This is a genomic window from Klebsiella sp. X13 (assembly GCF_003323835.1).
Taxonomy (GTDB): Bacteria; Pseudomonadota; Gammaproteobacteria; order Enterobacterales; family Enterobacteriaceae; genus Klebsiella; species Klebsiella ornithinolytica.
Genome location: NZ_CP030874.1, coordinates 1,965,707 through 1,990,889, shown reverse-complemented (window position 1 = coordinate 1,990,889; position 25,183 = coordinate 1,965,707). Strand labels below are relative to the sequence as shown.

Below are 25,183 nucleotides of genomic sequence, written 5' to 3'. Positions count from 1 at the left end.
AATTTTCAACGATCAGGCCCCGCTAAGTCACGAGAAAAACACAACTTTACATTTTGTCACAGCGAACTGACATCTGCGTAAGTTGTTGACATTTTGTATGTCTAAGAGAGGACGGTCGGGAAGATGACGGAAAGAAAAACGGGCACAATCATTGTGCCCGTTGGGTGCTTATTTGCTGACCGGCGGTTCTACCGCGGGCATCTCTTTCTCAAGATGCGCAAGGTCTACCGCAATGTGAACCGTCTCATCAAGATACGGATCCGGCTCCTGGTAGTCCTTCGGCAGATCGTCCAGTTTCTTCAGCGGCGGTTTACCTTCGCGCTTCAGACGATCGTTAATCCGTGCCAGGCGCGTCGCATCGTCTTCTTCGTTCTCTTTTTCACGCTGAGCGTAGTTGAGAGAAACGATATAACGCTTATCTTTCATTGCGTTATAGCGAGCGATGTCCTTCATGATGTACTGGAACTCGGGATCTTTGGCGATGCGCTCATTATGCAGCTTCAGCAGCTGCGGATCGAACGGTTTCAAATCACCGGATTTCACGTAGGTCGCCGCATTGACGCTATCCCACGGCAGCGCGTTATCTTCATACTGCTCACCGGTTTCACGATCTTCGCTACCGGTCGGCATCATGATATCCGGCGTGACACCTTTACGTTGGGTACTGCCGCCGTTAATGCGGTAGAACTTCTGAATGGTGTACTGTACAGAGCCCAGCGCCGGCCAGTCAGGGCGCAGCATCTGATCGTAAATCCGGTTCAGCGAGCGATACTGCTGAACGGTGCCTTTACCAAAGGTCGGCTCGCCAACAATTAAGCCGCGACCGTAATCCTGCATGGCGGCAGCGAAGATTTCAGAGGCCGAAGCACTGAAACGATCGACCAACACCACCAGCGGGCCTTTATAGTACACCACGCCATCGGTATCGCTGTCTTCACGCACTTTGCCGTTGTTGTCACGGACCTGAACCACCGGGCCAGACGGGATAAACAGACCGGAGAGTGAAACTGCTTCGGTCAGCGCCCCGCCGCCATTGCTGCGCAGGTCGATAACAATGCTGCTGACGTTCTGTTTCTCCAGCTTCTGCAGCTGCACCTTGACGTCGTCCGTCAGGCCAACGTAGAAGCCCGGGATATCCAGCACGCCGACTTTCTCTTTGCCGACGGTTTTCACCGACATCTTCACCGCGCGGTCTTCGAGACGAATACGCTCTCGGGTTAGCGTGACGATGCGGGTTTTCGCGCCCTTACCAGCAGGCAGAACTTCGAGGCGCACTTTGCTGCCCTTCGGCCCTTTAATCAGCGCAACAACGTCATCCAGACGCCAGCCGATAACGTCAACCATGCCTTTACCGGACTGGCCGACGCCGACGATACGATCGCCGACGGCGATCGATTTGCTCTTCGCCGCCGGACCACCGGCTACCAGCGAATTGATGACCGTATAGTCGTCATCCATCTGCAGTACCGCGCCGATGCCCTCTAACGACAGGCTCATTTCGGTATTGAACTGTTCGGTATTGCGCGGGGACAGATAGTTGGTGTGCGGGTCAATCTCGCGAGCAAAAGCGGTCATCACCATCGAGAACACATCTTCGCTGTTGGACTGCGCCAGGCGACGAATGGCGAATTTGTAGCGACGCGTTAAGGTATCGCGAATTTCTTTGTCATCTTTGCCAGTAAGCTTGAGGCTCAGCTGGTCAAACTTAACCTTGGCATCCCACAGCGCGTTGAGCTCGGCTTCGTCTTTCGGCCAGGGGGCTTTGCTGCGGTCAAGGTTGAAGTTGTCGTTGCCGGTAAAGTCCATCGGACGTTCCAGCACCTTCAATGCATACTGATAGCGCTCAAAACGACGCTTCTGTGCCAGGTTATACAGGTCGTAAAAAACGTCCAGCTTTCCGGTACGCAGCTCATCGCCGATTTGATTCTTCTTCGCCGAGAACTGAGCGATATCGCTGGCCAACAGCACATTGTGGCTGTAGTCCAGCAGATTCAGATAGCGGTCGAAAATTTTTGCCGAGAAGGCGTTGTCGAGATCAAATTGCCGGTAGTGAGAACGGGTAAAGCGCGAGGTAACGCGCTCACTCACCGTCGCGTGCTGCGGCTCTTCTTTCAGCACGGGAATTTGATCGACTCGAGTAATATCGTCCACGGCGAACGCATGGCCTGCTATTGCTAGCAGGCCCGCAAGCGCGGTGAGCTTAAAGAATGTGTTCATGCCTGGCCCGGCCTCCGTTTCAGAACACCAGGTGTTCTGCGCGTACAATCATTGACATACCAGAAGTCAGCTGTACACGAACGCCATCTTTGGTGATTTCCAGAACGGTGGCGTCCATTGCGTTGTTGCCTGCTTTCACCTTCAGAGCCTGGCCAACGCTTAACGCGGTCAGATCTGATACAGGGGTATGACGTTCTTCACGCGGTGCTTTTGCAACGGCTGGACGCGGCTTACGCTGTTCGGTGCCTTCTTTGCGACGAACCTGAGGACGTGGCTTACGCTCACGACGAGCACCGTCTTCCTGCTGACCCGCAGCGGCGGCGGCTTCGCGCTTTTTAGCCTGCTGGCTTGCGCGCTGCGCCTGAACGCGAGCTTTTGCTTCTTCGAGCTGCTGACGAGCGTGAGCAACATGCTGCTCTTCCAGTTCGCCGCACGGGTTGCCGTCAAGGTCAACGCGAACTGCGCCTGGCTTAACGCCGTACAGATAGCGCCAGCTCGAAGTATAAAGACGTAAAGCGGCACGAAGTTGGGTTTTGCTGAGATTCATCTCCCCCCCAACACGCTCCACGAGATCCTGAAAAATACCGACTTTCAGGGGGCGAGCTTCACCTTCAGCGCTGAAGCACTGAGGGAAACGTTCGGCCAGAAACGCGATAACTTCTTTACTGCTATTCAACTTAGGTTGATTTTCCATGAAATTTCCTGATTACAACGGACGTAGCCAACAAGCCGCAGGCATGAACAGGCGTCATTATAATGACGCCATCGCTAAATGCTACGTTATCCGTTGATTATCCTGCGACGTGGGCGAATATTTTTTGATAGTCAGTCGCAGAAATGAGTTTTTCCAGATGCGCGACCAGTTCAGCCAGCCCCTGCTCATCCTCAGCGGTGAAGCGGGAGAAGGCGGTGCTGTCGATATCAAGAACGCCAATAATCTGATTGTTCACCTGCAGCGGAAAGACGATTTCCGAATTGCTGGCGGCATCACACGCGATATGTCCATCGAAGGCATGAACATCTTCCACCCGCTGAACGCGATTTTGCGCAACGGCCGCACCGCATACGCCTCGCCCAACCGGAATCCGTACGCAGGCCAGTTTGCCCTGGAATGGTCCTAAAACCAGCGTTTCCCCTTCAAGCAGATAGAAACCTGCCCAGTTAACCTCGGTCAGGCGCTCAAACAGCAGCGCGCTGGTATTAGAGATCATCGCCAAAAAACTGGTTTCACCTGCCATTAAAGCCTGAAAATCACGGTTCAAATCCGCGTAAAATTCTGTTTTGTTCATTATCTGGTCACTTAGTTGTCTTACTGCGAAACACGCATTGCCTAATAAAATAAGCATTAAATGCGTTCAGGCTCAAGATGAATTCAATCCTGGGTTAAGATAGTGAGATACATTCATTCCTGTACGTAATAAATGCCACTAAAAACACAACCGATAACACCGGCAAAAAAGATGGTCGTGCATGCGGTCAGCCGTCCGCTCCCTCAGGCACATTATCACCGCTGCCCGCAGTGTGACGTTCTTTTTCGTTTGCCGGTGCTTAAGCGTTATCAAAGTGCCTGGTGCCCGCGCTGCAATGCGAAAGTGCGTGATGGCCGCGACTGGTCTCTTTCGCGACTGGGTAGTATGGCCATTACCATGATGCTCCTGATGCCCTTTGCGTGGACCGAACCCTTACTGCGTCTGCATCTGCTCGGCGTACGTATCGATGCGAACGTAATCCAGGGGATCTGGCAAATGACCGGTCAGGGCGATCCGCTTACTGCCGCGATGGTGCTGTTTTGTGCGATTGGCGCACCGGCGCTGCTGGTCATCTCGATCGCCTATCTCTGGCTGGGGAACGTTCTGGGGATGAATTTACGCCCGGTGCTGCTGATGCTGGAAAAACTCAAAGAGTGGGTGATGCTGGATATCTATCTGGTCGGTATCGGCGTGGCCTCCATCAAAGTACAGGATTACGCCTTCCTGCAGCCGGGCGTCGGGCTTGTGGCCTTTATCTCGCTCACCCTGCTCAGCATTCTGACGATCATTCATATGAACGTTGAAGAGTTATGGGAGCGATTTTATCCCCAGCGTCCAGCGTTTCGGGCCGACCCGGCGCTACAGGTTTGCACCGGCTGTCATTACACCGGCTTTCGCGATGCCCGCGGACGCTGCCGACGCTGCCATACGCCGCTCCACCATCGACGGCCGCAGAGTCTGCAGCGAAGCTGGGCCGGGCTGATTGCGTCGGTGGTGTTCCTGCTTCCCGCAAACCTGCTGCCGATCTCCATTATTTACGTCAACGGCGCACGACAGGATGATACGATTCTGTCGGGGATTATGTCGTTGGCCAATAGCAATGTGGCGATTGCCGGCGTGGTGTTTATCGCCAGTATTCTGGTGCCATTTACCAAAGTTATTGTCTTGTTTACGCTATTAGTGAGCATACAATTCAAGTGCGAACAGGGGCTGCGTACCCGCATCATCCTGCTGCGGCTGATTACCTGGATCGGCCGTTGGTCAATGTTGGATCTTTTTGTTATCTCATTAACCATGTCACTGATTAATCGCGACCAACTCCTCGCTTTCACGATGGGGCCTGCTGCGGTATATTTCGGCGCCGCGGTAATATTAACTATCCTTGCTGTTGAATGGCTGGACAGCCGCTTACTTTGGGACGCACATGAGTCAGGAAACGCCCGCTTCACCGACTGAAGCCAGAATTAAAACTAAACGTCGCATCTCGCCATTCTGGCTGCTGCCGGTAATAGCCCTGCTGATCGCCAGCTGGCTGATCTGGACCAGCTATAACGATCGCGGGACGACCATCACCATCGACTTCCAGTCGGCCAACGGGATTGTCCCGGGGCGCACGCCTATCCGCTATCAAGGGGTCGAGGTGGGCACCGTCGAGAATATCTCGCTGAGCAAAGACCTGAGCAAAATCGAAGTCTCTGCCAGTGTGAAGGGCGATATGAAAGACGCTCTGCGCAAAGATACCCAGTTCTGGCTGGTTACTCCGAAAGCCTCGCTGGCCGGCGTATCCGGTCTTGATGCGCTGGTTGGCGGTAACTACATCGGCATGATGCCGGGTAAAGGGGAGCCGCAGGACCATTTCGTCGCTCTCGATACCCAGCCGAAATACCATATCAACAACGGCGAGCTGATGATTCATCTGCAGGCGCCGGACCTCGGTTCGCTCACCAGCGGATCGCTGGTCTACTTCCGCAAAATTCCGGTGGGTCGGGTTTACGATTTTGCGCTCAATGATAACAATCAGGGCGTCACTATCGATGTGCTGATTGAACGCCGCTTTACAAACCTGGTGAAAAAAGGCAGCCGCTTCTGGAATGTGTCAGGCGTTAAGGCCGATGTCGGCCTCGGCGGCGCGAAAGTCCAGCTGGAAAGCCTCTCCGCGCTGGTCAATGGCGCTATTGCCTTTGACTCCCCTGCCGATTCTCAGGCCGCGCAACAAAACGATGAGTTTGGTCTGTACGAAGATTTGGCTCATAGCCAGCGCGGGGTTCTGGTCACGCTGGAGCTGCCTGACGGCGAAGGCCTGAAAGCCGGCTCCACCCCGCTGATGTACCAGGGGCTGGAAGTCGGGCAACTGACCAAACTCAACCTCAATCCCGGCAGTAAAGTGACCGGTGAGATGACGGTTGACCCAAGCGTGGTCACCCTGCTCAGAGATAAGACGCTTATTCAGATGAAAAAGCCGAAAATCTCGCTGGATAACCCCAGCCTCAGCGCCCTGTTGACCGGGAATACGTTCGAACTGGTGCCCGGAGAGGGGGAGACGCGAAATCACTTTGTGGTGCTTCCGGCTGACAAATCCCTGCTCGATGAACCGGATGTGGCGACGGTGACGCTCACGGCAGCGGAGAGTTACGGCATTGATGCCGGGCAGCCGCTGGTGCTGCACGGCGTGAAAGTGGGTCAGGTTCTGGAGCGCAAGCTGACCGCTAAAGGCGTCACCTTCCAGGTGGCCATTACCCCTGAGTATCGCGACCTGGTGCGCGGCGACAGCAAATTTGTCGTTAACAGCCGTCTTGACGTGAAAGTGGGTTTTGATGGCATCAAAGTGCTGGGCGCCAGCGCCAGCGAGTGGGTCGAAGGCGGTATTCGTATTATCCCTGGCGAGAAAGGGGCAATACAGGCCAGCTATCCGCTGTATGCCAATATGGAGAAGGCGGAAGAAAACAGCCTCAGCGAAGTGCCCACCACCACTCTGAGCCTGACGGCAGAGACCCTGCCTGATGTTCAGGAAGGCTCGGTGGTGCTGTATCGTAAGTTTGCCGTCGGCGAGATCATTTCGGTTAAACCCCGCCGCAACGCATTTGATATCGATCTGCATATTAAGCCGGAATATCGCAATCTGTTGACCAACAATAGCGTCTTCTGGGCCGAGGGCGGCGCCAAAGTCCAGCTCGATGGCAATGGTCTGACCGTGCAGGCATCACCGCTGTCACGGGCATTGAAAGGCGCAATCAGCTTTGACGATCTCAGCGGCAGCAGCGCCGGCGCGCGAATTGGCAACAAACGCATTCTCTATGCTTCTGAAACCGCTGCCCGGGCAGTCGGTGGCCAGATTACGCTGCATGCCTTTGATGCCGGTAAAATTTCCGAAGGGATGCCGATTCGCTACCTGGGCATTAATATCGGCCAGATCCAGTCCCTGAATCTGATTACCGCAAAAAACGAAGTCCAGGCGAAAGCCGTGCTTTACCCGGAGTACGTCGAGACCTTCGCCCGCAGCGGGACCCGTTTCTCGGTGATCACCCCGCAGATTTCTGCGGCGGGCGTCGAACACCTGGATACCATTTTCCAGCCCTACATCAACGTTGAACCCGGCCGCGGCACGCCACGCCGTGATTTCGAAATTCAGGAAACGACAATTAGCGACTCCCGCTACATTGACGGTCTGAGCATCGTTGTCGAAGTGCCGGAAGCCGGTTCGCTGGATATCGGAACGCCGGTACTGTTCCGCGGCCTGGAAGTCGGTACGGTGACCGGCTTGACGCTGGGCTCGATGTCGGATCGCGTGATGGTCAAATTGCGTATCAGCAAACGCTATCAGTATCTGGTGCGTAACAATTCGGTCTTCTGGCTCTCTTCCGGCTATAACCTCGACTTTGGCCTGATTGGCGGCGTCGTGAAAACCGGGACCTTTAACCAGTTCATTCGCGGCGGTATCTCCTTTGCCACGCCGCCGGGCACGCCGCTGGCGCCGAAGGCACAGGATGGTAAACACTTCCTGCTGCTGGAAAGCGAACCGAAAGAGTGGCGGGAATGGGGCACGGCCCTGCCACAGTAAGCAAAACGCTCCGGTGTCCCCCGCCGGAGCGTTTATGATAAACTGCGCACCCTTTTTTCTTGTGGTGCGCACCAGTGGCTCAAAACGCAGTCTATTTTCCTGACCAATTCCTCGCTCAAATGCGTGACGCGATGCCCACGCATCTCTCTTTCGATGCCTTTATCGCGGCCTGCCAGCGCCCGTTACGCCGCAGCCTGCGCGTGAATACGCTGAAAATTTCCGTCGCCGACTTTCTGCAGCAGGTGGCGCCCTATGGCTGGCAGCTGACTCCAATCCCGTGGTGCGAAGAGGGCTTTTGGATCGAACGCGATGATGAGGACTCCCTGCCGCTGGGCAGCACCGCCGAACATCTCAGCGGCCTGTTTTACATCCAGGAAGCCAGTTCTATGCTGCCGGTTGCGGCGCTGTTTGCCGATGGCGACATGCCGCAGCGGGTCATGGATGTGGCCGCCGCCCCTGGTTCCAAAACCACACAGATTGCTGCGCGCATGGGAAATAAGGGCGGGATTCTCGCCAACGAGTTTTCCGCCAGTCGGGTTAAAGTCCTGCATGCCAATATCAGCCGCTGCGGCATCAGCAACGTCGCCTTGACCCACTTCGATGGTCGGGTGTTTGGCGCCGCGCTGCCGGAACGCTTTGACGCCATCCTGCTGGATGCCCCCTGCTCCGGCGAGGGGGTGGTGCGCAAAGATCCCGATGCGTTGAAAAACTGGTCGCCTGAGAGTAATCAGCAGATCGCCGAAACTCAGCGGGAGCTCATCGACAGCGCATTTCACGCGCTGCGCCCCGGCGGCACGCTGGTGTACTCGACCTGCACCCTGAACCGGGAAGAGAACGAAGAGGTCGTGCAGTGGCTGTTAGCCCGCTATCCGCAGGCGGTCGAGGTGCTACCGCTCGGCACGCTGTTCCCGCAGGCTACGGAGGCCTTAACCGCAGAGGGATTTCTCCACGTCTTTCCGCAGATTTTTGACTGCGAAGGTTTTTTTGTTGCCCGCCTCAAGAAAACCGCAGCGATCGAGGCGCGACCGGCGCCGGGTTACAAAGTCGGAAAATTTCCTTTTACGCCGCTTAAAAGCCGGGAAGCCGCAGCGATTTCCGCCGCCGCGGCCGCCGTCGGACTGCACTGGGATGACCATCATACGCTCTGGCAGCGTGATAAAGAGATTTGGCTGTTCCCGCAAGCGCTGGAATCATTTATCGGCCAGGTCCGTTTTTCGCGGATTGGCATTCGCCTGGCGGAAACCCATAACAAAGGCTTTCGCTGGCAGCACGAAGCGGTCATTGCGCTCGCCGTCCCGGATGCTCCTTTTGAACTGACGCAGGATGAAGCGGAAGAGTGGTATCGTGGCCGCGACGTCTACCCTGAAACGACGCCGCAGCAGGATGAAGTCATCGTCACGTTCCAGGGGGCAACGCTGGGCCTGGCGAAAAAAGTCGGCTCCCGTTTGAAAAACAGCTACCCGCGTGAGCTGGTTCGCGACGGTAAACTATTTGCCGGTAAGGCGTGATCGACTGCAAAAAAACCGCATTTTTTTACTGGCGGTTTGTCCCCCGTTGTCTACGCTGAAAAATGACGGCCTAACTGGTCGTACCACAACTCAGCAGACCAACGGGGTGAATTTATGAGTAAAACCAGCATTCGAATCGGCGCGTTTGAGATAGACGACGCCGAGCTGCACGGTGAACAGCAGGGGGAGCGAACGTTAAGCATTCCTTGCAAATCCGATCCGGACTTATGCATGCAGCTGGATGGCTGGGATGCGGAAACCAGCGTCCCTGCCATTCTTGATGGTCAACATTCCGTCCTCTACCGTAAGCACTACGATCAACAATCCGATGCCTGGATCATGCGCGTTGCCTGATTCAAAAAGAACCCGTCGCCTGAGACGGGTTATTTATTCCCCCCGTTTATGAGCTACCCTATACTGATTAACAAACCCAAACATGAGGCCAGGATGTTCGCCTTAGTTTTGTTTATTTGTTACCTGGACGGTGGTTGCGAAGATATTGTCGTCGACGTTTACGATAACGAACGACGGTGCCTTGTGGCGATGAACGATCAGCGGATACGCCAGGGCGGCTGTTTTCCGGTTGAAGATTTTATTGATGGTTTCTGGCAGCCTGCCAGCGAATACAGCGATTTTTAAGCGGCTTACTGCAGCTGCACCAGGGTGAGTGCACCGCCGAATACCGCCCCCGTATCAATATAATGTTGATTATCGCTATCATAACGTTGCTTCAACGGCGTGTGGCCAAACCAGAAGTGGTCCGCTCCGCCTATCGCGCCATGTCGACCGGCCAGATGGTCCATCAGGCGCTGTCTGCTCCAGAGCACCTGTTGTTCATCCACCGGCTGCTGCCAACGATAGGTCGCCGCCGGGTAGTCGGCATGGGCCACAATATGGCGCAGCGATCCGGCGCTGAGCTCCACAATCAGCGGCAGCTGGCGACAGCGATCCAGGCGTTCGTCAATCTGCAGCCGCTCGCCGCGCGTGCTCTCCTGATACCAGTGGCCTCCGTTCATGACCCATAGCGTCAACGCCCCGCTCTCTTGCGCATCCAGCGCCATCTGTTCATGGTTACCTCGCACCGCACAGAACCAGCGGCAGTCGAGAAGCGCGAGACATTTCGCGCTTTGCGGCCCGCGATCGATCAAATCGCCCACGGAGATGAGAAGATCCTGGTATGGGTCGAATTTTATCTGCCGGAGATGGCTCATCAATACGGCAAAGCAGCCGTGGAGATCGCCAACCAGCCAGATATTGCGCCAGGCCGAACCCTCAATACGCTGATACATATTTTGCCCCCCTGATACAATTATAGTTAATTCTCTCTTCACCACCCCAAAGATACCCACCTCAATCAAATATAAACGAAACAGAAATATAGTCCGCCAGGATATTAATCTCGCCTCACCAAGCCCTTAAAATAGAGGCTAAATAACAACGAGGTATTTTATCGTGACGGACAATAGCCTGCACTCAGCCTTCGCACAACAGCCCCGCACAAATCTTATTGCCGATCTGGTGATGGGCAGACTTATTCCCGCTCCGATTTGGCAAAAGCGTAATTACCGGCTGAAATTTTTATTGCGTACGGCCTTATTTTATACGCCCACTCGCGCAATGCTGGATAATCTTTCCGTGCGTCCTGACTTTAATCAGTTGCTTGCCGCACAGGTTACCATGCCGGGTAAAGTCCACCGCCAGTATCTGACGCGTGGGTTAAACGCCAGCCAACGCGCCCAGGCGATTATCAGCCACTATCAGTTCATCGACTCACTGTCAGGCACGCAGCTGGCTGCTGCCATGACCGCCGCTAAAGAGACGATCCTGCTGGAATTGCAGGGTAAAGATGAAGCCCGCTTCACTCTCTCGGCCTCCTCCGCGGGTAAAGCCGAGCGCGAAGGCGAAACCACATTGTGGTTGCGCGATGGTAACCAGACGCTGCTGGCCAGCGCCACCTTCAGCGTCGTGCGCCAGCAGGAGCAATGGCAGCTGGTTATCGGCGGGCTGCAGGGGCCGCGACGTAACGTGCCGCATGAAGTGATTAAACTCGCCACCCGCGCCTGCCATGGTCTGTTTCCTAAACGCCTGCTGATCGAGTTTATCTGGGCGTTGGCCGCCAGAAGCCACATTCAGGCCATTTATGGCGTAAGCGATAATGGCCACGTTTTCCGCGCGCTGCGCTATCGTCTCAGCAAGGGGCGCCATTTCCACGCCAGCTATGATGAGTTCTGGCAGTCTATTGATGGCGTAGCCGATGGCGCCTGGCGCTGGCGCTTGCCGCGACAGATGGAAAGGAAATCGCTGGATGCCATCGCCAGTAAAAAGCGGGCGGAATACCGCCGCCGCTTCCAGCTGCTGGACGACCTGATCGCGCAGGTCGCGCAGCTGACTCCCCAGCCCTGACGGATTAACGCCTGTCCATATCAAACAAACGCCGTTTTTAAATCACGGCGTTTGCATCTTATCCTGTGGTTTCGTTACTATCATCTCTTCATCGTTTCCTTTCTGGTAGCCAGTGAAGTTATGAGTAAAAGTGAAATTGCCCTTCTGGTTATCGTGATAATAATTCTGCTCGGTGCGCTTTGGTTTATTTTCAGCGGTGAGATTTGGACCCTGGTCTGCTACCTTGAATCCCAGCTGTATCCGTCAATCGTCGCGCCTGAATAATACGTTGTTTTTATTACTCCATCTTCATCCCGGCAGCCCTTCATTTCCTGGCAACGCGCGGCCAAATAGATCGCACTAAAATAATATGCCCGCGTATCTTCAGGGCATGGATATCCAGCGGCGATGAAGACCTTGTCTGCGGGCGCGCGGCGCGCCATCGCCCTGACCTTGACCCGCAGTATCCGGCTCAGATTTTCTGTAAAGAGAATGTTAAGGCGTTTTTTGTTGTGGTATAAGGGAAAAAGACCGTAACGGGAAATGAGGGATGATTTCCGGTCTTTTTATGTAACGAGTTGATAAGCTTCAGATAAAAAGAGACCGAACACGATTCCTGTATTCGGTCCAGGGAAATGGCTCTTGGGAGAGAGCCGTGCGCTAAAAGTTGGCATTAATGCAGGCTAAGTCGCCTTGCCTTATAAGAATAGTTTACCGCGTCAGGTTTTCCAGTCCGCAACAAAAGTGGTCGAATAATTCCTGACAAAATGGCCGGTGCCAACAAAAAACCGCCGCTTCCTGAAAGGAACGCAGGCGGTTTTTTATATTTTAATACAGTAAGATAGGTTCGGGTATCAACAAAGCTTCTGCGCGCGCTCAATAAATGGCGCAAGGCTCATTTTTTGTCCCGGATGTTGCGGATCGTCGACCAGGATCACTGAGATCGGCTGAGCGCTGGTTTTCCCCGCTTTCACCTGCTGCTCAGCAACATCATTCAACGGATACTGCACCAGCGTGCTGGGGTTAATGGCAAACAGCGCATTCCCCGGGCGACAGGTCAACATCACCTCTTCGCGATTGAACGCCCAATTATCTTTCCCCACTTCGAAGCGGCTAACGGTGATAATCTGCGGTGCTGCCAGCGCGACGCCAGAGCTTGCCAGTAACAACATAGTTAAAAGAGTTTTTTTCATGATTTAGCCAGTTAATTCAGTAAGGTTCCCAGGTCGCAAACAGGCTGACGGCCAGCAGCGCCAATGCTCCGAGCGCCATTTCAACCTGCGTGGTGCGCAAAATGAGCTGCTCCGCTCGCGTTCCGTTCACCGACATACGTGGCACCAGAACATACCTGTTCACCAGCGCAATTGCTACCATCCCTGCGACCAGGGCACATTTGATCAATAGCATCTCTCCCCACAGCGAATCACGGAATAATCCGCCCTGGATCAGCAGCGCATTTATCACACCGCTGGCGATCGCGCCCGCAACCGCCAGATGTCCGTAGCGAGAAAAGCGCATCATGGTGCCGATAGCGGCCTGACGCCAGCGCCCGCGCGCCAGGCGCAGGCAGTAGATGAACGGCAGCAGCCCGCCAAACCAGCCGGCGACACAGAACAGATGCACAGCATGGTTAGTCCGCTGCACTACACCTCGTCCCCCCTCGCTCATTGCCGCATGGCCAACGCCCGCCATCAGCAAGATCTGCGCGCACAGCAGCACCAGCAGCAGACGCGCCGGACGACGAGGTTTGAGCCACGCGATCGCCAGCGCAATCCACGCCAGCAGAATCTGCCAGACCCAGACGCTGCCAAAGCGGGTACCGGCAACGGCTTGCCAGATAGCAGGCTGCCAGAGATCCGCCCAACCATTCCCCATCAGACCGCCCTGTACCATCAGCATCAGCAGCGCAGAAACCGCGCTGAGCAGCAGAAGGTGGCGCAGTAGCGGGAAGAAACGCTGCATCAGCAAACGCCGCAGCGTCAGCGGCGCCCACCACGCGCCGTACAGCACGCAGCCAAACGCCACCATCAGCGAGAGAAAGTGGACGAAGCGCAGACCGATATAGATTCCCGTGAGCATGCGTTATTTCACGGTAAAGTGATATTGCCCTTTGGTTTTGTGGCCATCAACGGAGACCACGTGCCAGTCAACGGTATACTCCCCCGCCGCCAGCGGCTGCGTCAGCGGAACAATCAGCTGGGCTTTATTGCTGTCGCTGCGGGTAAGCTTACCGGTCGCAACGGCTTTCTGCTGCGGGCCGGTCAGGGTCACGGCGCTAAAGGCCGTTTCGATACCTTCAGAAAAGCTCAAGGTCAGTGATTCGGGAGAGGCGGCGACAGTCGAATCTGCGGCTGGCGTTTGCTGTTGAAGATGCGCATGGGCAAAGGCCGCGGTGCTGACGAGGAAACCGGCGAAAAAAGCAGAGGCGCGCAGCGCGCGCCCGGCGATGGTACGCATAATCGTCATTCCTTTTCGTTATGTATGTAGCACAGAGAATAACCCTGTATAATGGCGTAGTCGAGCGATGCGTCCCGGTCCGACGTCGCGCCCGATCGGTTTTCAGCATCATGAAGGAGAAACCATATGGAAAAAAATCTGGCCAAAATTTCGCAGGACGAGATGGACAAAGTGAACGTCGACCTTGCCGCGGCCGGTGTCGCCTTTAAAGAACGCTACAATATGCCCGTTGTCGCCGATTTAGTGGAGCGGGAGCAACCGTCACACCTGCGTGACTGGTTCCGTGAACGCCTGATCGCCCATCGACTGGCGTCTGTTTCGCTGTCGCGCCTGCCCTATGAACCCAAAGCGAAATAATTCTCGTCCCTTACGGACGTCCCGGTTGGCAAGCGCTGCGCATTCATTTACGCTGGTTTCTTTGGGCCGGAGTGAGCCATGCTACGCGTAATCGATACGGAAACCTGCGGACTGCAGGGAGGCATTGTGGAAATCGCCTCTGTTGATATTGTCGATGGTCAGATAACCAATCCCATGAGTCATCTGGTTCGTCCCGACCGACCTATCAGCCCCCAGGCCATGGCAATTCACCGTATCACCGAAGAGATGGTCGCCGACAAGCCGTGGATTGAAGAGGTTCTGCCGCATTACATCGGCAGCCGGTGGTATGTCGCCCACAACGCCAGCTTCGATCGCCGGGTGTTACCGGAAATGCACGGGGAGTGGATCTGCACCATGAAGATGGCCCGCCGTCTGTGGCCAGGCATTAAATACAGCAATATGGGGCTGTATAAATCGCGTAAGCTCAGTGTCGCAACGCCTGCCGGACTGCATCAACACCGCGCGCTGTACGACTGCTATATCACCGCCGCACTGCTTCTCGATATTATCAACGTTTCCGGCTGGCAGCCTGAGGAGATGGCGACCATTACCGGTCGTCCGGCGCTGCTGACCACCTTTACCTTCGGTAAATATCGCGGCAAGGCGGTGGCCGAAATCGCAGAAAACGACCCGGGCTATTTACGCTGGCTGTTCAATAACCTGGATCGGATGAGCCCCGAGCTGCGCTTAACGCTCAAGCACTATCTCGGGGAGTAGCGACGCTAAACGTCCGCCTGGCCGGGTAACGTCCCCTGCGCCAGGCCAATCAGAAAGGCATACTCCAGCGCAACCCCTTCATAGCTTTTAAAACGCCCCGACTTACCGCCGTGCCCTGAATCCATATCGGTGCACAGCAGTAACAGGTTATCGTCCGTTTTCAGCTCGCGCAGCCTGGCCACCCATTTTGCCGGTTCCCAGTATTGCACCTGGGAATCGTGCAGCCCGGTGGTAACCAGCAGATGGGGATAGGCCTGCGCCGTGACGCCATCGTAAGGACTGTAGCTCTTCATATAGCGATAGTACTCTTCGTCCTGCGGATTTCCCCACTCTTCAAATTCCCCGGTCGTCAGCGGAATCGACTCGTCGAGCATGGTGGTCAGGACATCGACAAACGGAACCTGAGCCACTACGCCGTGAAACAGCTCCGGCCGCTCATTAATAGCGACGCCCATTAACATGCCGCCCGCGCTGCCGCCCATGCCGTAGCACAGGCGAGGATCGCCATATCCCTGCGCCAGCAGCGCATCGCAGACATCAAGATAATCATTAAAGGTATTCTTTTTACACAGGAATTTGCCGTCTTCGTACCACTGCTGCCCTAATTCACCGCCGCCGCGAACGTGGGCGATCGCAAACACGAAACCACGATCGAGCAGGCTCAACCGGCTGGCGCTGAAATCAGCATCTTCGCTGGCGCCGTACGACCCGTAGGCATAGACCAGCAGCGGACTGACGCCCTTGCGGAAATGCTCACGCCGATAAACCAGCGAAACAGGAACCTCCACACCATCCCGAGCCTTAATCCACAGATGTTCACTGCGATAATGGCTGGCCTCAAACCCTTTCACTTCCTGCTGTTTCAATACCCGCCGCTCACCGGTATCCATATCCAGCTCAAAGAGCGTATCCGGCGTGGTCATGGATGAGTATCCGTAGCGTAAGCGCGAAGTTTCCGGCTCCGGATTATAGGCAAGCCAGGTCACGTAGGCCGGGTCATCAAAGGCAATGCCAACCGCTTCCCGGGTCTTGCGGTTAATCTGGCGCAGGCTGGTTAACCCGCGCTGGCGCTCTTCAACCACCAACCAGTCGGTAAACAGGGTGAATCCCTCGAGCATCACATCCTGGCGTGGCGCAATCAGCGTCTCCCACTGCTGTTCGTCGCGTTCATGGGTACGATAGAGACCAAAGTTTTTCCCCTCGCGGTTGGAGCGAAGATAAAAAGCATGCTGGTAATGATCGAGACTGTACTCGTGATCTTTACGTCGCGGCAGGAAACACACCGGTTCCGCATCCGGCATTTCGGTATTCAGCAGCCGCACTTCACTGGTTGTCGCGCTGGCAAGATAGATCACGGCGAATTGCCGGGAGGTGGTCGTATGGAGGCTGACGTAGAAGGTTTCATCCTTCTCCTCGTAGACCAGCACATCGGAACGCGGCGAAGCGCCCACGGTATGCCGCCAGACCTGGTAAGGCAGCAGCGTAGTCGGGTGCTTGCGGACATACCACAGCGTTTGCGAATCATTGCTCCAGGCAAATTCCGGGGAGACGTTTTCCAGCACTTCAGGATACCATTCGCCATTTTGCAGATTGCACAAACGCAGGCCATACTGCCGACGGGAGAGATAATCCTCCGCCAGCGCCATGATCATGTTATCCGGCGAAATGCCCAGCCCACCGAGAGTATAGAATTCACTCTGCGCCGCGCGCTGGTTGCTATCGAGCAGCACCTCCCATTCATCCCACTCCTCTTTCAGCACCGACTGACGCTGATAAATAGCGTATTCACAGCCCGGCTCATATACCTGACGATAGCGGTAGCCATTTTTGCTGTAGGGCGCGGAGACTTCGCGCGGCGGGATACGATCAATAATCTCTTTTAGCACCCGCTCCTGCAGGCTACGTTGAGTCGCCATGACCTGCCGGCCGTACTCATTTTCCTCGCGAAGATAATCAAGCACTTCCGGCCGCGAACGCTCATCGTCGCGCAGCCAGAAGTAATTATCGATACGGGTATCGCCATGAAGGGTCATGGCGTGGGGGATTCGTTTTGCTTTTGGTGGCATCTTTTGGTCTTCTGCATCCTGTATTTCATACACAAAATCATTCAAGAAGCGGCTTGAAGGATGGCGTGTGTATAAGGGTGGCAAAAGTGGCCCACGTTGCAAGCAAAACCTGCTGATTTAGGTAGAAAGCGCCTGTTTTTGTGCCTGAATATCCTGTTCGATGTCGGCACGCACTTCTGGCGGGAGGCCTAAGGCTTCGCCCAGAGCGTTGAGATAGCTACGCTCCATAAAATGGTCGATATCGATCGCCGCACAGCTGATGTAATAGATCTCCAGCGCCTCTTGCTCGCTGTTGAGGCCCTGCGCCAGACGCTGCGGATCGAGAGGCTGGGACAGCGCGCGATCGATCAGAACGCGCCCCTGCACGGCAATACCGGCCGCGCGCAGCTGCTCTTCAATGTTTGCCCGCTCGCTGTCATCAATGTGCCCGTCGCTTTTAGCGGCAAACACCAGCGCCAGAATGAGCCGTTCACTGCGGGCATCAAGCCCGGAGGCTGGCGAGGTTGACGCCCCGGTGGCTTGCCCCGGCGAAGCGACAGATTGCGCAGGGGAATTTTCCCGCATTTTCTGCTGATACTTGTTCCACAGCACGCTTCCCGCCACCGCCCCGCCGCCAACCAGCAGTGCGCTGGTGCCATATTTGGCCAGCAGCTTGCGCGATGATTTACTGGCCACCAGCAGCCCCGCCAGGCCGCCCAGCGCCCCGGGCAGAAGGAAGCTTTTACCATCCGGCCGCTCGCCTGATGAGGAAGACGGTCCCTGCTGGCCCAGCAGGGACTGGAGTTGATTAAGCCAGTTAGCCATGATTTCCCTCGTTGCTTATTAAGCGATGTCATCAGCCTAAACGACGAGATGTCAGGAAATGTTATGAGCAGCTAAAGATGCGCAAATTCGGCCGGACTCAGGCGGCCTTTACCTTGCGCGATTTTGCCGGCGCGGTTGCCGCGGGTTGTTCGCTTGCCCCCTCGGCTACGGCCTCTGAGATTTCAGCCGCGGAGCTCTCATCCTGAGAAGCCTGTCCGGTTGCCCCGTCTTCTGCTTCCGGGCGTTTTCCTGACCTCAGAATGTGGTGCAATGTCTCTTTGCGTTCCGCCAGCCACATTGCCATTTCATCACGCTGGGTTTCATCCAGCGTCAGCGGGCACTCTACCAGCCAGTCGTTGAGGACCTCGGCAAGATCGAGCATTTTGTCGTAAGCATCGGCCTCTTTTTTGCTGGTAAACGACATCTTTTCCTCACCTTCGCGGATCACCACATATTTAATTTCAACCGCCATTGTGCAGCCTCTTTATACTGTATTTTTATACAGTATAGCAAATTTTCACCCAGGACTCAACCAACGGTCATAAAGACAGACGCAAACGTTTTCGTTTATAATGTGGCGCATGTTTTTTTACTGTGGAAAAGAGTCATGACGTTATTAGGCACAGCGCTGCGTCCGGCAGCGACACGGGTGATGTTGTTAGGTTCCGGCGAACTGGGTAAAGAAGTCGCCATTGAGTGCCAACGGCTGGGTATTGAGACCATCGCAGTCGACCGCTACCCCGACGCGCCGGCGATGCAAGTGGCGCACCGTTCGCACGTCATCAACATGCTGCATGGTGAAACGCTGCGCGCGCTGATTGCGGAAGAAAAACCTGACTTTATCGTACCGGAAATTGAAGCTATCGCTACGGATACGCTGGTGGAGCTGGAGCAGGCCGGGCAGAAAGTCGTTCCCACCGCTCGCGCGGCGAAACTGACCATGAATCGCGAAGGTATTCGCCGCCTGGCTGCGGAGGAGCTGCTGCTTCCCACCTCGGCATACCGCTTTGCCGACAGCGAAGCGGCCTTTCGCGAAGCCGTCGCGGAGATTGGCCTTCCCTGCATTGTGAAGCCGGTCATGAGCTCTTCTGGCAAAGGTCAGAGCTTTATTCGTCACGCTGATCAGCTGGCTGAGGCCTGGCGCTATGCGCAACAAGGTGGCCGCGCGGGCGCCGGTCGGGTTATCGTCGAGGGGGTGGTGAATTTCGATTTTGAAATTACCCTGCTTACCGTCAGCGCGGTCGATGGCGTCCATTTCTGCGCCCCGGTCGGCCATCGCCAGGAGGATGGCGATTATCGCGAATCCTGGCAGCCGCAGCAGATGAGCGAGCTGGCGTTGGCCCGCGCCCAGGAAATTGCCAGCAAAGTCGTGCTGGCGCTTGGCGGCTACGGTCTGTTTGGCGTAGAGCTGTTCGTCTGCGGCGATGAGGTGATTTTCAGTGAAGTCTCCCCTCGCCCACACGACACCGGGATGGTGACGCTGATTTCCCAGGACCTCTCGGAATTTGCTCTGCACGTTCGCGCCTTCCTCGGTCTGCCGGTTGGCGCGATTCGCCAGTATGGCCCGGCGGCCTCCGCGGTCATTCTGCCGCAGCTCACCAGCCAGAACGTCACCTTTAGCAATATCCAGGGCGCGGTAGGGGCGGGACTGCAGCTGCGCCTGTTCGGTAAGCCGGAGATTGACGGTTCTCGTCGACTGGGCGTCACGCTGGCCGTCGCCGATAGCGTCGAGGAGGCGGTGGCGCGCGCGAAAGCCGCCGCGTCGGCCGTGCTGGTTCAGGGATAAAAAAAACCCGGTCGCCTCAGCGCTACCGGGTCTGGATTTCGCTCGTTATCAGGGCGTGAAAATTACTTCGCGCCTTCCACCGCTTCGCGAGCAATTTTGGTAATACGGTCGTAATCGCCCGCTTCCAGCGCATCCGCCGGAACCAGCCAGGAACCACCGATGCACAGCACGCTGTTCAGTGCCAGGTAGTCGCGGTAGTTCGTCGGAGAGATGCCGCCAGTCGGGCAGAAACGGATATGGGCGAACGGACCGCCAATCGCCTGCAGCGCTTTCACGCCGCCGTTAGCTTCTGCCGGGAAGAATTTGAACTCTTTCAGGCCATACTGCATGCCCAGCATCAGTTCGGACACGGTGCTGATCCCCGGGATCAGCGGGATGGTCCCTTCTTCAGTCGCCGCTTTCAGCAGGGACTCGGTCAGACCCGGGCTGATAGCGAACTGCGCGCCAGCTTCGGTGACGGCTTTCAGCTGCTCAACGTTTGTTACGGTACCTGCGCCGACAATCGCCTCCGGCACTTCTTTCGCAATCGCGCGAATCGCATCAAGCGCGCATGCGGTACGCAGCGTGACTTCCAGTACGCGTACGCCGCCGGCAACCAGCGCTTTGGCCATCGGCACAGCGTGTTCCAGCTTTTTCACCACGATCACCGGGACAACCGGGCCGTTGGTGAGGATTGCTTCTGCAGTTGTTTTCCAGTTTTTCATCAGAGTTTCTCTCTCGCCAGATCTACAAATTGTATCGTCTTAAAAAGTGATGCAGGTTGCGCCCTGTTCGGCTCCGGAGAGTTTTTCACGCAGCGCTGCGAACATTTCCCGGCCGCTCCCGACGCGCGAACTGCTGAGGTCAGGAACATGCGGCTGGCGTGCAGCCAGTTCAGCGTCATCCACCAGCAGCGTCAGTTCGCCCGTCTGCCCGTTGACGCGGATGATATCGCCATCACGTACTTTTGCCAGCAGCCCGCCATCATACGCTTCCGGCGTAACGTGGATTGCTGACGGAACCTTGCCGGATGCGCCAGAGAGTCGACCATCGGTAACCAGCGCAATTTTGAAACGGCGGTCCAATAATACACCAAGTGGCGGCATAAGTTTATGTAATTCTGGCATGCCGTTCGCTTTTGGCCCCTGGTGGCGAACAACCACCACGCAATCCTTGTCCAGCATTCCGGCCTCGAAAGCAGGCAAAACGTCGTGCTGGCTTTCAAACACCACCGCCGGCGCTTCAATGATCTGGTTCTCAACCGGTACGGCCGAGGTTTTCATCACCGCACGCCCGAGGTTGCCGCTCAGCACTTTCGTCCCGCCATGGCGAGAGAATGGCTTGTCGAAAGTTGCAATAACCTGATCGTCTAATGGCGCCGTCGCCCCTTCACGCCAGTCCAGTTCGCCGTTATTCAGCCAGGGTTCCATGGTGTAACGCGAGAGACCAAAACCGGCTACGGTGTTGACCTCTTCGTGCAGCAGGCCGCCTTTCAGCAGCTCACGGACCAGCACCGGTACGCCGCCCGCGGCCTGGAAGTGGTTTATATCCGCCGGACCGTTCGGGTAAAGGCGCGCCAGCAGCGGCACAACGTCGGAGAGATCGGAGAAATCATCCCAGTTAATGATAATGCCCGCCGCGCGAGCCATCGCCACCAGGTGCATCGTATGGTTGGTCGAACCGCCGGTTGCCAGCAGCGCCACGATCCCGTTGACCACCACTTTCTCATCAAACATTTTGCCTAACGGCATCCATTCATTACCGTTACCGGTCATGCGCGTCACCTGGCGTGCGGCGGCGGCGGTCAGCGCCTGGCGCAGTTCGGCATCCGGATGCACAAACGACGAGCCCGGAAGCTGCATGCCCATAAACTCCACCACCATCTGGTTGGTGTTCGCCGTACCGTAAAATGTGCAGGTACCCGGGGCGTGGTAGGACGCCGCTTCAGACTCCAGCAGCGCCATACGATCGACTTTACCCTCAGCATACAGCTGGCGGATGCGCACTTTTTCTTTATTTGGCAGGCCGCTGGCCATCGGGCCCGACGGTACGAAGACTGACGGCAGGTGGCCAAAGGAGAGCGCGGCCATCGTCAGTCCGGGGACGATTTTGTCACATACGCCCAGATACAGCGCGCCGTCGAACATGTTATGCGACAGGCCGATAGCGGCCGACATTGCAATCACTTCGCGGCTCAGGAGGGAGAGTTCCATCCCGTCCTGACCTTGGGTGACACCATCGCACATCGCCGGAACGCCCCCCGCGACCTGGCCTACCGCATTTACCGAATGCAGCGCTTTGCGAATGATATCCGGGTAATACTCATAGGGCTGGTGGGCGGACAGCATGTCGTTGTAAGAGGTAATAATGGCGATATTGTTACGCAACATGCTTTTCAGCGAGGCTTTATCGTCCGACTGACAGGCAGCAAAGCCGTGGGCGAGATTACCGCACGCCAGCTGCGCGCGATGGACGGTATCGGTCTTCGCCTGGTTAATCCGTGCGAGGTAGGCGGTGCGGGTATCGCGCGACCGTTCGATAATGCGATTTGTTACCCGTAACATTGTCGAATTCATAAAGGCTCCTGAATTTTTATCTGTCCGGCCACAGCATTTTAGCAACTTCTTAGAAGGTGAAAGGCACCAACACTGCAGCTCAGCGGCAAAATATCTATCCGCAGTGTAATAAAAAAAGCCCCGGGGGTGAATCCTCCCGGGGCTTAAAAGAGCAAAAATTATGCGACTTGCTGCGTCAGATCATGTTACCGGTAAAATAACTCCTCCGGATAACCCGCAAACTATTCAAATTCGTTCCAGGACCGACCGTCGCGGGTGATCATCGCCACAGAGGCGACCGGCCCCCAGGTACCTGCCTGATAGGGCTTCGGCGCATCGCGGTCAGCAGCCCAGGCTTCAGTAATAGAGTCAACCCACTTCCACGCCTCTTCGACTTCATCGCGACGCACGAACAGCGCCTGGATACCGCGCATGGTTTCCAGCAGCAGACGTTCATAGGCATCCGCCAGGTGAGTCTGGTTGAAGGTCTCCGAATAGCTCAGATCCAGCTTGGTTATCTGCAGATTGTGTTTGTGGTCAAGGCCCGGCACTTTGTTGAGGACCTGAATATCCACGCCCTCATCCGGCTGCAGACGAATCGTCAGCTTGTTCTGCGGCAGCTCCTGCCAGTTCTCTTTAAACAGGTTCAGCTCCGGGGTTTTGAAATACACCACCACTTCAGAACATTTGGTCGGCAGGCGTTTACCGGTACGCAGGTAGAACGGCACGCCGGCCCAGCGCCAGTTATCGATATCGACGCGGATAGCCACAAAGGTCTCGGTATTGCTGGATTTGTTCGCCCCCTCTTCTTCGAGGTAGCCCGGGACTTTTTTACCCTGGGCGAAGCCGGCGGTGTACTGACCGCGGACCGTTTTCTCACGCACGTTGGAGCGGTCGATACGGCGCAGCGACTTCAGCACTTTTACTTTTTCGTCACGAATACTGTCGGCACTGAGGTCTGACGGCGGCGACATCGCGATCATGCACAGGATCTGCAGCAGATGGTTCTGGATCATGTCGCGCATTTGCCCGGCCTGATCGAAGTAACCCCAGCGACCTTCGATACCCACTTCTTCCGCTACGGTGATTTCAACGTGGTCGATCGTGCGGCAGTCCCAGTTATTGACAAACAGGGAGTTCGCAAAGCGCAGCGCCAGCAGGTTGAGCACCGTTTCTTTGCCGAGGTAATGGTCGATACGGTAAACCTGGCACTCTTCGAAGAATTCGCCGACCTGATCGTTGATCTCGCGGGAGGTATCCAGAGAGGTACCCAGCGGTTTTTCCATCACCACGCGCGCAGGTTTGGCGTTCAGTTTCGCCTGGCCGAGGCCTTTGCAAATGGCGCCAAAAGTGCTCGGCGGCATGGCAAAGTAGTTGATGGTGACGCGGTTTTCCTGATCCAGCATTTTGCCCAAACGGGAAAACGCTTTGGTATCGTTCACATCGAGGTTACAAAAATCCAGACGTCCGCTCAGGGTTTCCCACAAACCTTCATCAATCTTTTCCTTCATGAAGGTTTCAAGCGCTTCACGGACGACTTTGGTGTAAGCATCTTTATCCCAGTCAGCACGTCCGACCCCGATAATCCGGGTCTCAGGGTTGATCTGGCCAGCTTTTTCGAGCTGATACAGGGAAGGCAACAATTTACGACGCGCCAGGTCACCCTTCGCGCCGAAAATGACCAGATCGCATGCCTGGGCCGTTTGCGTTACCGCCATGTCATTCTCCTCAGTTGATAGTCTGGTGCTTATGCCAGGCTATATTTGTAATTTTCTTACACTGCACTGTACTGTGTTTACGAACTTCCCGAAACCCTCAGGCCGCCATTCCCGACGCTAAACCGCACGCGGAGAAAAGTTCCGGCGACTATTTGGGCAAACGGCTAAACTTGTTCGTTCTTTCGACCGGTTTTAAGTTAATAAAATACGACTCTGATCATGTAATGAAAAAAAACAACATTTTTTAACGTCATTCCTCCCCGCTTAGCGTAACGGAGGGGTATATTCTTGCTAAAACGCCTGATGATTTCATCCATTAATGAAATCGCTTCCACTGATGAGCGCTCCGTTACCCATGAACATGCTGGAAAAAATCCAGTCCCGGCTGGAACACCTTAGCAAATCCGAACGCAAAGTGGCGGAAGTCATTCTTGCTACGCCTGCTCAGGCAATTCATTCAAGCATTGCGGCCCTGGCGCTGGAAGCTGGCGTCAGCGAACCGACCGTTAACCGTTTTTGCCGGAGTCTGGAAACCCGCGGCTTTCCTGATTTTAAACTTCACCTGGCACAAAGCCTGGCACACGGTACTCTCTATGTTAACCGCAATGTCGATGAAGACGACAGCGTAGAGTCCTATACGGGGAAGATTTTCGAGTCAGCCATGGCCAGTTTAGATCAGGTCCACCACTCTCTCGATATGTCAGCGGTTAATCGTGCCGTCGACCTTCTGACCCAGGCCAAGAAAATTGCCTTCTTTGGCCTCGGCTCCTCGGCAGCCGTCGCGCATGACGCCATGAACAAATTTTTCCGTTTTAACGTTCCGGTTATCTACTCCGACGACATTGTCCTGCAACGCATGAGCTGTATGAATTGCAATGATGATGACGTTGTCGTGATTATCTCACATACTGGCCGGACAAAAAGCCAGGTCGAACTGGCGCAGCTGGCGCGTGAAAACGATGCCATGGTCATCGCCATCACGTCGGCGGGTACCCCGCTGGCGCGAGAGGCAACCTTGTCGATTACGCTTGATGTCCCCGAAGATACGGATATCTATATGCCCATGGTTTCACGTCTTGCTCAGCTGACGGTAATAGATGTGCTGGCCACCGGTTTTACCCTCCGTCGAGGAGCGAAATTCAGAGATAACTTGAAGAGGGTCAAGGAAGCATTGAAGGAATCGCGTTTTGATAAAGAGCTGCCTGTACACAGCGACAACCCATAAAACTTGATAATTAGGTAGTGACCCATTACACCTTCGGTAACGTTCCGGCAGAGCGACATTGCTGACCGGCACCGCCGATTCCAT

Annotated in this window: 24 protein-coding genes; 11 read left to right on the top strand and 13 right to left on the bottom strand. The window is 55.7% G+C overall.

Features of this window, described 5'->3' with window-relative positions; genetic code table 11:
* Positions 1-168: 168 nt before the first annotated feature.
* The 3 genes from prc to DSD31_RS09470 form a co-directional block, all read right to left on the bottom strand.
* Complete coding sequence (gene prc / locus DSD31_RS09480) at positions 169-2,217, bottom strand: carboxy terminal-processing peptidase (RefSeq protein ID WP_004863939.1); 2,049 nt, start codon at positions 2,215-2,217, stop codon at positions 169-171.
* A 19-nt stretch (positions 2,218-2,236) separates the two neighbouring features.
* Positions 2,237-2,911 carry an RNA chaperone ProQ gene (gene proQ / locus DSD31_RS09475; RefSeq protein ID WP_004863942.1) on the bottom strand — a complete coding sequence of 225 codons (675 nt, stop codon included), beginning with the start codon at positions 2,909-2,911 and terminating at the stop codon, positions 2,237-2,239.
* 97 nt (positions 2,912-3,008) lie between these two features.
* Positions 3,009-3,506, bottom strand: coding sequence for a GAF domain-containing protein (locus DSD31_RS09470; protein ID WP_064367730.1), 498 nt, complete (start codon positions 3,504-3,506; stop codon positions 3,009-3,011).
* A gap of 132 nt (positions 3,507-3,638) precedes the next feature.
* On the opposite strand from DSD31_RS09470, the gene yebS reads away from it, so the two are divergent.
* The 5 genes from yebS to DSD31_RS09445 all read left to right on the top strand — a co-directional run bounded on the left by yebS (position 3,639) and on the right by DSD31_RS09445 (position 9,671).
* Positions 3,639-4,922, top strand: coding sequence for a membrane integrity lipid transport subunit YebS (gene yebS, locus DSD31_RS09465; protein WP_015584017.1), 1,284 nt, complete (start codon positions 3,639-3,641; stop codon positions 4,920-4,922).
* A complete protein-coding gene (locus tag DSD31_RS09460; RefSeq protein WP_015584016.1) occupies positions 4,891-7,524 on the top strand; it encodes a PqiB family protein in 2,634 nt (877 codons plus the stop codon). Before yebS ends, DSD31_RS09460 begins: the two co-directional genes overlap by 32 nt.
* 74 nt (positions 7,525-7,598) lie before the next feature.
* On the top strand, positions 7,599-9,032 hold the full coding sequence (gene rsmF / locus DSD31_RS09455) for a 16S rRNA (cytosine(1407)-C(5))-methyltransferase RsmF (RefSeq protein WP_072046549.1): 1,434 nt from the start codon (positions 7,599-7,601) through the stop codon (positions 9,030-9,032).
* A gap of 114 nt (positions 9,033-9,146) precedes the next feature.
* Complete coding sequence (locus tag DSD31_RS09450; protein ID WP_004863958.1) at positions 9,147-9,386, top strand: YebV family protein; 240 nt, start codon at positions 9,147-9,149, stop codon at positions 9,384-9,386.
* Between the two features lie 93 nt (positions 9,387-9,479).
* The gene (locus DSD31_RS09445) at positions 9,480-9,671 is read left to right on the top strand and encodes a YdfD/YebW family protein (protein WP_004863962.1); all 192 of its coding nucleotides are present in this window, start codon (positions 9,480-9,482) and stop codon (positions 9,669-9,671) included.
* Between the two features lie 5 nt (positions 9,672-9,676).
* On the opposite strand, the gene pphA is transcribed toward DSD31_RS09445, so the two are convergent.
* On the bottom strand, positions 9,677-10,321 hold the full coding sequence (gene pphA, locus DSD31_RS09440; protein WP_004863967.1) for a protein-serine/threonine phosphatase: 645 nt from the start codon (positions 10,319-10,321) through the stop codon (positions 9,677-9,679).
* Between the two features lie 142 nt (positions 10,322-10,463).
* On the opposite strand from pphA, the gene DSD31_RS09435 reads away from it, so the two are divergent.
* Both DSD31_RS09435 and DSD31_RS09430 read left to right on the top strand, forming a co-directional pair.
* Positions 10,464-11,435: a VirK/YbjX family protein gene (locus tag DSD31_RS09435; protein WP_205318372.1), complete on the top strand. Its 972-nt coding sequence runs from the start codon at positions 10,464-10,466 to the stop codon at positions 11,433-11,435.
* Positions 11,436-11,555: 120 nt separating this feature from the next.
* Positions 11,556-11,699 carry an Ecr family regulatory small membrane protein gene (locus DSD31_RS09430; RefSeq protein ID WP_054828791.1) on the top strand — a complete coding sequence of 48 codons (144 nt, stop codon included), beginning with the start codon at positions 11,556-11,558 and terminating at the stop codon, positions 11,697-11,699.
* Positions 11,700-12,268: 569 nt separating this feature from the next.
* Here the strand turns inward: DSD31_RS09430 and DSD31_RS09425 are convergent.
* From DSD31_RS09425 to yobA, 3 genes are read right to left on the bottom strand one after another with little or no spacing between them, the layout of a single operon-like run.
* The gene (locus DSD31_RS09425) at positions 12,269-12,607 is read right to left on the bottom strand and encodes a YebY family protein (protein ID WP_015584012.1); all 339 of its coding nucleotides are present in this window, start codon (positions 12,605-12,607) and stop codon (positions 12,269-12,271) included.
* 16 nt (positions 12,608-12,623) lie between these two features.
* Complete coding sequence (gene copD / locus DSD31_RS09420) at positions 12,624-13,493, bottom strand: copper homeostasis membrane protein CopD (protein WP_004863974.1); 870 nt, start codon at positions 13,491-13,493, stop codon at positions 12,624-12,626.
* 3 nt (positions 13,494-13,496) lie between these two features.
* The gene (yobA, locus tag DSD31_RS09415) at positions 13,497-13,871 is read right to left on the bottom strand and encodes a CopC domain-containing protein YobA (protein WP_004863975.1); all 375 of its coding nucleotides are present in this window, start codon (positions 13,869-13,871) and stop codon (positions 13,497-13,499) included.
* Positions 13,872-13,997: 126 nt separating this feature from the next.
* Here yobA and DSD31_RS09410 point away from each other — a divergent pair, with 126 nt between their 5' ends.
* Together DSD31_RS09410 and exoX are read left to right on the top strand one after the other, a co-directional pair.
* Positions 13,998-14,228: a DNA polymerase III subunit theta gene (locus tag DSD31_RS09410; protein ID WP_004863978.1), complete on the top strand. Its 231-nt coding sequence runs from the start codon at positions 13,998-14,000 to the stop codon at positions 14,226-14,228.
* A gap of 78 nt (positions 14,229-14,306) precedes the next feature.
* Complete coding sequence (gene exoX / locus DSD31_RS09405) at positions 14,307-14,966, top strand: exodeoxyribonuclease X (RefSeq protein ID WP_004863981.1); 660 nt, start codon at positions 14,307-14,309, stop codon at positions 14,964-14,966.
* Between the two features lie 5 nt (positions 14,967-14,971).
* On the opposite strand, the gene ptrB is transcribed toward exoX, so the two are convergent.
* The 3 genes from ptrB to DSD31_RS09390 form a co-directional block, all read right to left on the bottom strand.
* Positions 14,972-17,032, bottom strand: a complete 2,061-nt coding sequence (ptrB, locus tag DSD31_RS09400; RefSeq protein WP_032724251.1) for an oligopeptidase B — start codon at positions 17,030-17,032, stop codon at positions 14,972-14,974.
* A gap of 117 nt (positions 17,033-17,149) precedes the next feature.
* Positions 17,150-17,836 (bottom strand): tellurite resistance TerB family protein, encoded by a 687-nt coding sequence (locus DSD31_RS09395; protein ID WP_004863985.1) that lies wholly within the window; start codon positions 17,834-17,836, stop codon positions 17,150-17,152.
* Between the two features lie 97 nt (positions 17,837-17,933).
* Positions 17,934-18,308, bottom strand: coding sequence for a YebG family protein (locus DSD31_RS09390; RefSeq protein ID WP_015584009.1), 375 nt, complete (start codon positions 18,306-18,308; stop codon positions 17,934-17,936).
* A gap of 135 nt (positions 18,309-18,443) precedes the next feature.
* Between DSD31_RS09390 and purT the strand changes: the two genes are divergently transcribed.
* Entirely contained in the window at positions 18,444-19,622 is a 1,179-nt protein-coding gene (gene purT / locus DSD31_RS09385) for a formate-dependent phosphoribosylglycinamide formyltransferase (RefSeq protein WP_113991000.1), read from the top strand.
* Positions 19,623-19,684: 62 nt separating this feature from the next.
* Here purT and DSD31_RS09380 read toward each other — a convergent pair whose 3' ends face one another.
* The 3 genes from DSD31_RS09380 to zwf form a co-directional block, all read right to left on the bottom strand.
* Positions 19,685-20,326, bottom strand: a complete 642-nt coding sequence (locus DSD31_RS09380; protein WP_113990999.1) for a bifunctional 4-hydroxy-2-oxoglutarate aldolase/2-dehydro-3-deoxy-phosphogluconate aldolase — start codon at positions 20,324-20,326, stop codon at positions 19,685-19,687.
* 39 nt (positions 20,327-20,365) lie between these two features.
* Positions 20,366-22,177 (bottom strand): phosphogluconate dehydratase, encoded by a 1,812-nt coding sequence (gene edd / locus DSD31_RS09375; protein WP_015584007.1) that lies wholly within the window; start codon positions 22,175-22,177, stop codon positions 20,366-20,368.
* A gap of 221 nt (positions 22,178-22,398) precedes the next feature.
* Positions 22,399-23,874, bottom strand: coding sequence for a glucose-6-phosphate dehydrogenase (gene zwf / locus DSD31_RS09370; protein WP_004863999.1), 1,476 nt, complete (start codon positions 23,872-23,874; stop codon positions 22,399-22,401).
* A 319-nt stretch (positions 23,875-24,193) separates the two neighbouring features.
* Here zwf and DSD31_RS09360 point away from each other — a divergent pair, with 319 nt between their 5' ends.
* The gene (locus DSD31_RS09360; RefSeq protein WP_160873290.1) at positions 24,194-25,099 is read left to right on the top strand and encodes a MurR/RpiR family transcriptional regulator; all 906 of its coding nucleotides are present in this window, start codon (positions 24,194-24,196) and stop codon (positions 25,097-25,099) included.
* The last annotated feature ends 84 nt before the right edge of the window (positions 25,100-25,183 follow it).

Coding starts and splice junctions, on each gene's coding strand:
- DSD31_RS09450 (WP_004863958.1), top strand. CDS start 9,147: ATGAGTAAAACCAGCATTCGAATCGGCGCGTTTGAGATAGACGACGCC.
- proQ (WP_004863942.1), bottom strand. CDS start 2,911: ATGGAAAATCAACCTAAGTTGAATAGCAGTAAAGAAGTTATCGCGTTT.
- pphA (WP_004863967.1), bottom strand. CDS start 10,321: ATGTATCAGCGTATTGAGGGTTCGGCCTGGCGCAATATCTGGCTGGTT.
- exoX (WP_004863981.1), top strand. CDS start 14,307: ATGCTACGCGTAATCGATACGGAAACCTGCGGACTGCAGGGAGGCATT.
- zwf (WP_004863999.1), bottom strand. CDS start 23,874: ATGGCGGTAACGCAAACGGCCCAGGCATGCGATCTGGTCATTTTCGGC.
- DSD31_RS09360 (WP_160873290.1), top strand. CDS start 24,194: ATGAAATCGCTTCCACTGATGAGCGCTCCGTTACCCATGAACATGCTG.
- DSD31_RS09460 (WP_015584016.1), top strand. CDS start 4,891: ATGAGTCAGGAAACGCCCGCTTCACCGACTGAAGCCAGAATTAAAACT.
- DSD31_RS09445 (WP_004863962.1), top strand. CDS start 9,480: ATGTTCGCCTTAGTTTTGTTTATTTGTTACCTGGACGGTGGTTGCGAA.
- prc (WP_004863939.1), bottom strand. CDS start 2,217: ATGAACACATTCTTTAAGCTCACCGCGCTTGCGGGCCTGCTAGCAATA.
- yebS (WP_015584017.1), top strand. CDS start 3,639: ATGCCACTAAAAACACAACCGATAACACCGGCAAAAAAGATGGTCGTG.
- DSD31_RS09410 (WP_004863978.1), top strand. CDS start 13,998: ATGGAAAAAAATCTGGCCAAAATTTCGCAGGACGAGATGGACAAAGTG.
- ptrB (WP_032724251.1), bottom strand. CDS start 17,032: ATGCCACCAAAAGCAAAACGAATCCCCCACGCCATGACCCTTCATGGC.
- DSD31_RS09430 (WP_054828791.1), top strand. CDS start 11,556: ATGAGTAAAAGTGAAATTGCCCTTCTGGTTATCGTGATAATAATTCTG.
- yobA (WP_004863975.1), bottom strand. CDS start 13,871: ATGCGTACCATCGCCGGGCGCGCGCTGCGCGCCTCTGCTTTTTTCGCC.
- copD (WP_004863974.1), bottom strand. CDS start 13,493: ATGCTCACGGGAATCTATATCGGTCTGCGCTTCGTCCACTTTCTCTCG.
- DSD31_RS09395 (WP_004863985.1), bottom strand. CDS start 17,836: ATGGCTAACTGGCTTAATCAACTCCAGTCCCTGCTGGGCCAGCAGGGA.
- edd (WP_015584007.1), bottom strand. CDS start 22,177: ATGAATTCGACAATGTTACGGGTAACAAATCGCATTATCGAACGGTCG.
- DSD31_RS09470 (WP_064367730.1), bottom strand. CDS start 3,506: ATGAACAAAACAGAATTTTACGCGGATTTGAACCGTGATTTTCAGGCT.
- DSD31_RS09425 (WP_015584012.1), bottom strand. CDS start 12,607: ATGAAAAAAACTCTTTTAACTATGTTGTTACTGGCAAGCTCTGGCGTC.
- purT (WP_113991000.1), top strand. CDS start 18,444: ATGACGTTATTAGGCACAGCGCTGCGTCCGGCAGCGACACGGGTGATG.
- DSD31_RS09390 (WP_015584009.1), bottom strand. CDS start 18,308: ATGGCGGTTGAAATTAAATATGTGGTGATCCGCGAAGGTGAGGAAAAG.
- DSD31_RS09380 (WP_113990999.1), bottom strand. CDS start 20,326: ATGAAAAACTGGAAAACAACTGCAGAAGCAATCCTCACCAACGGCCCG.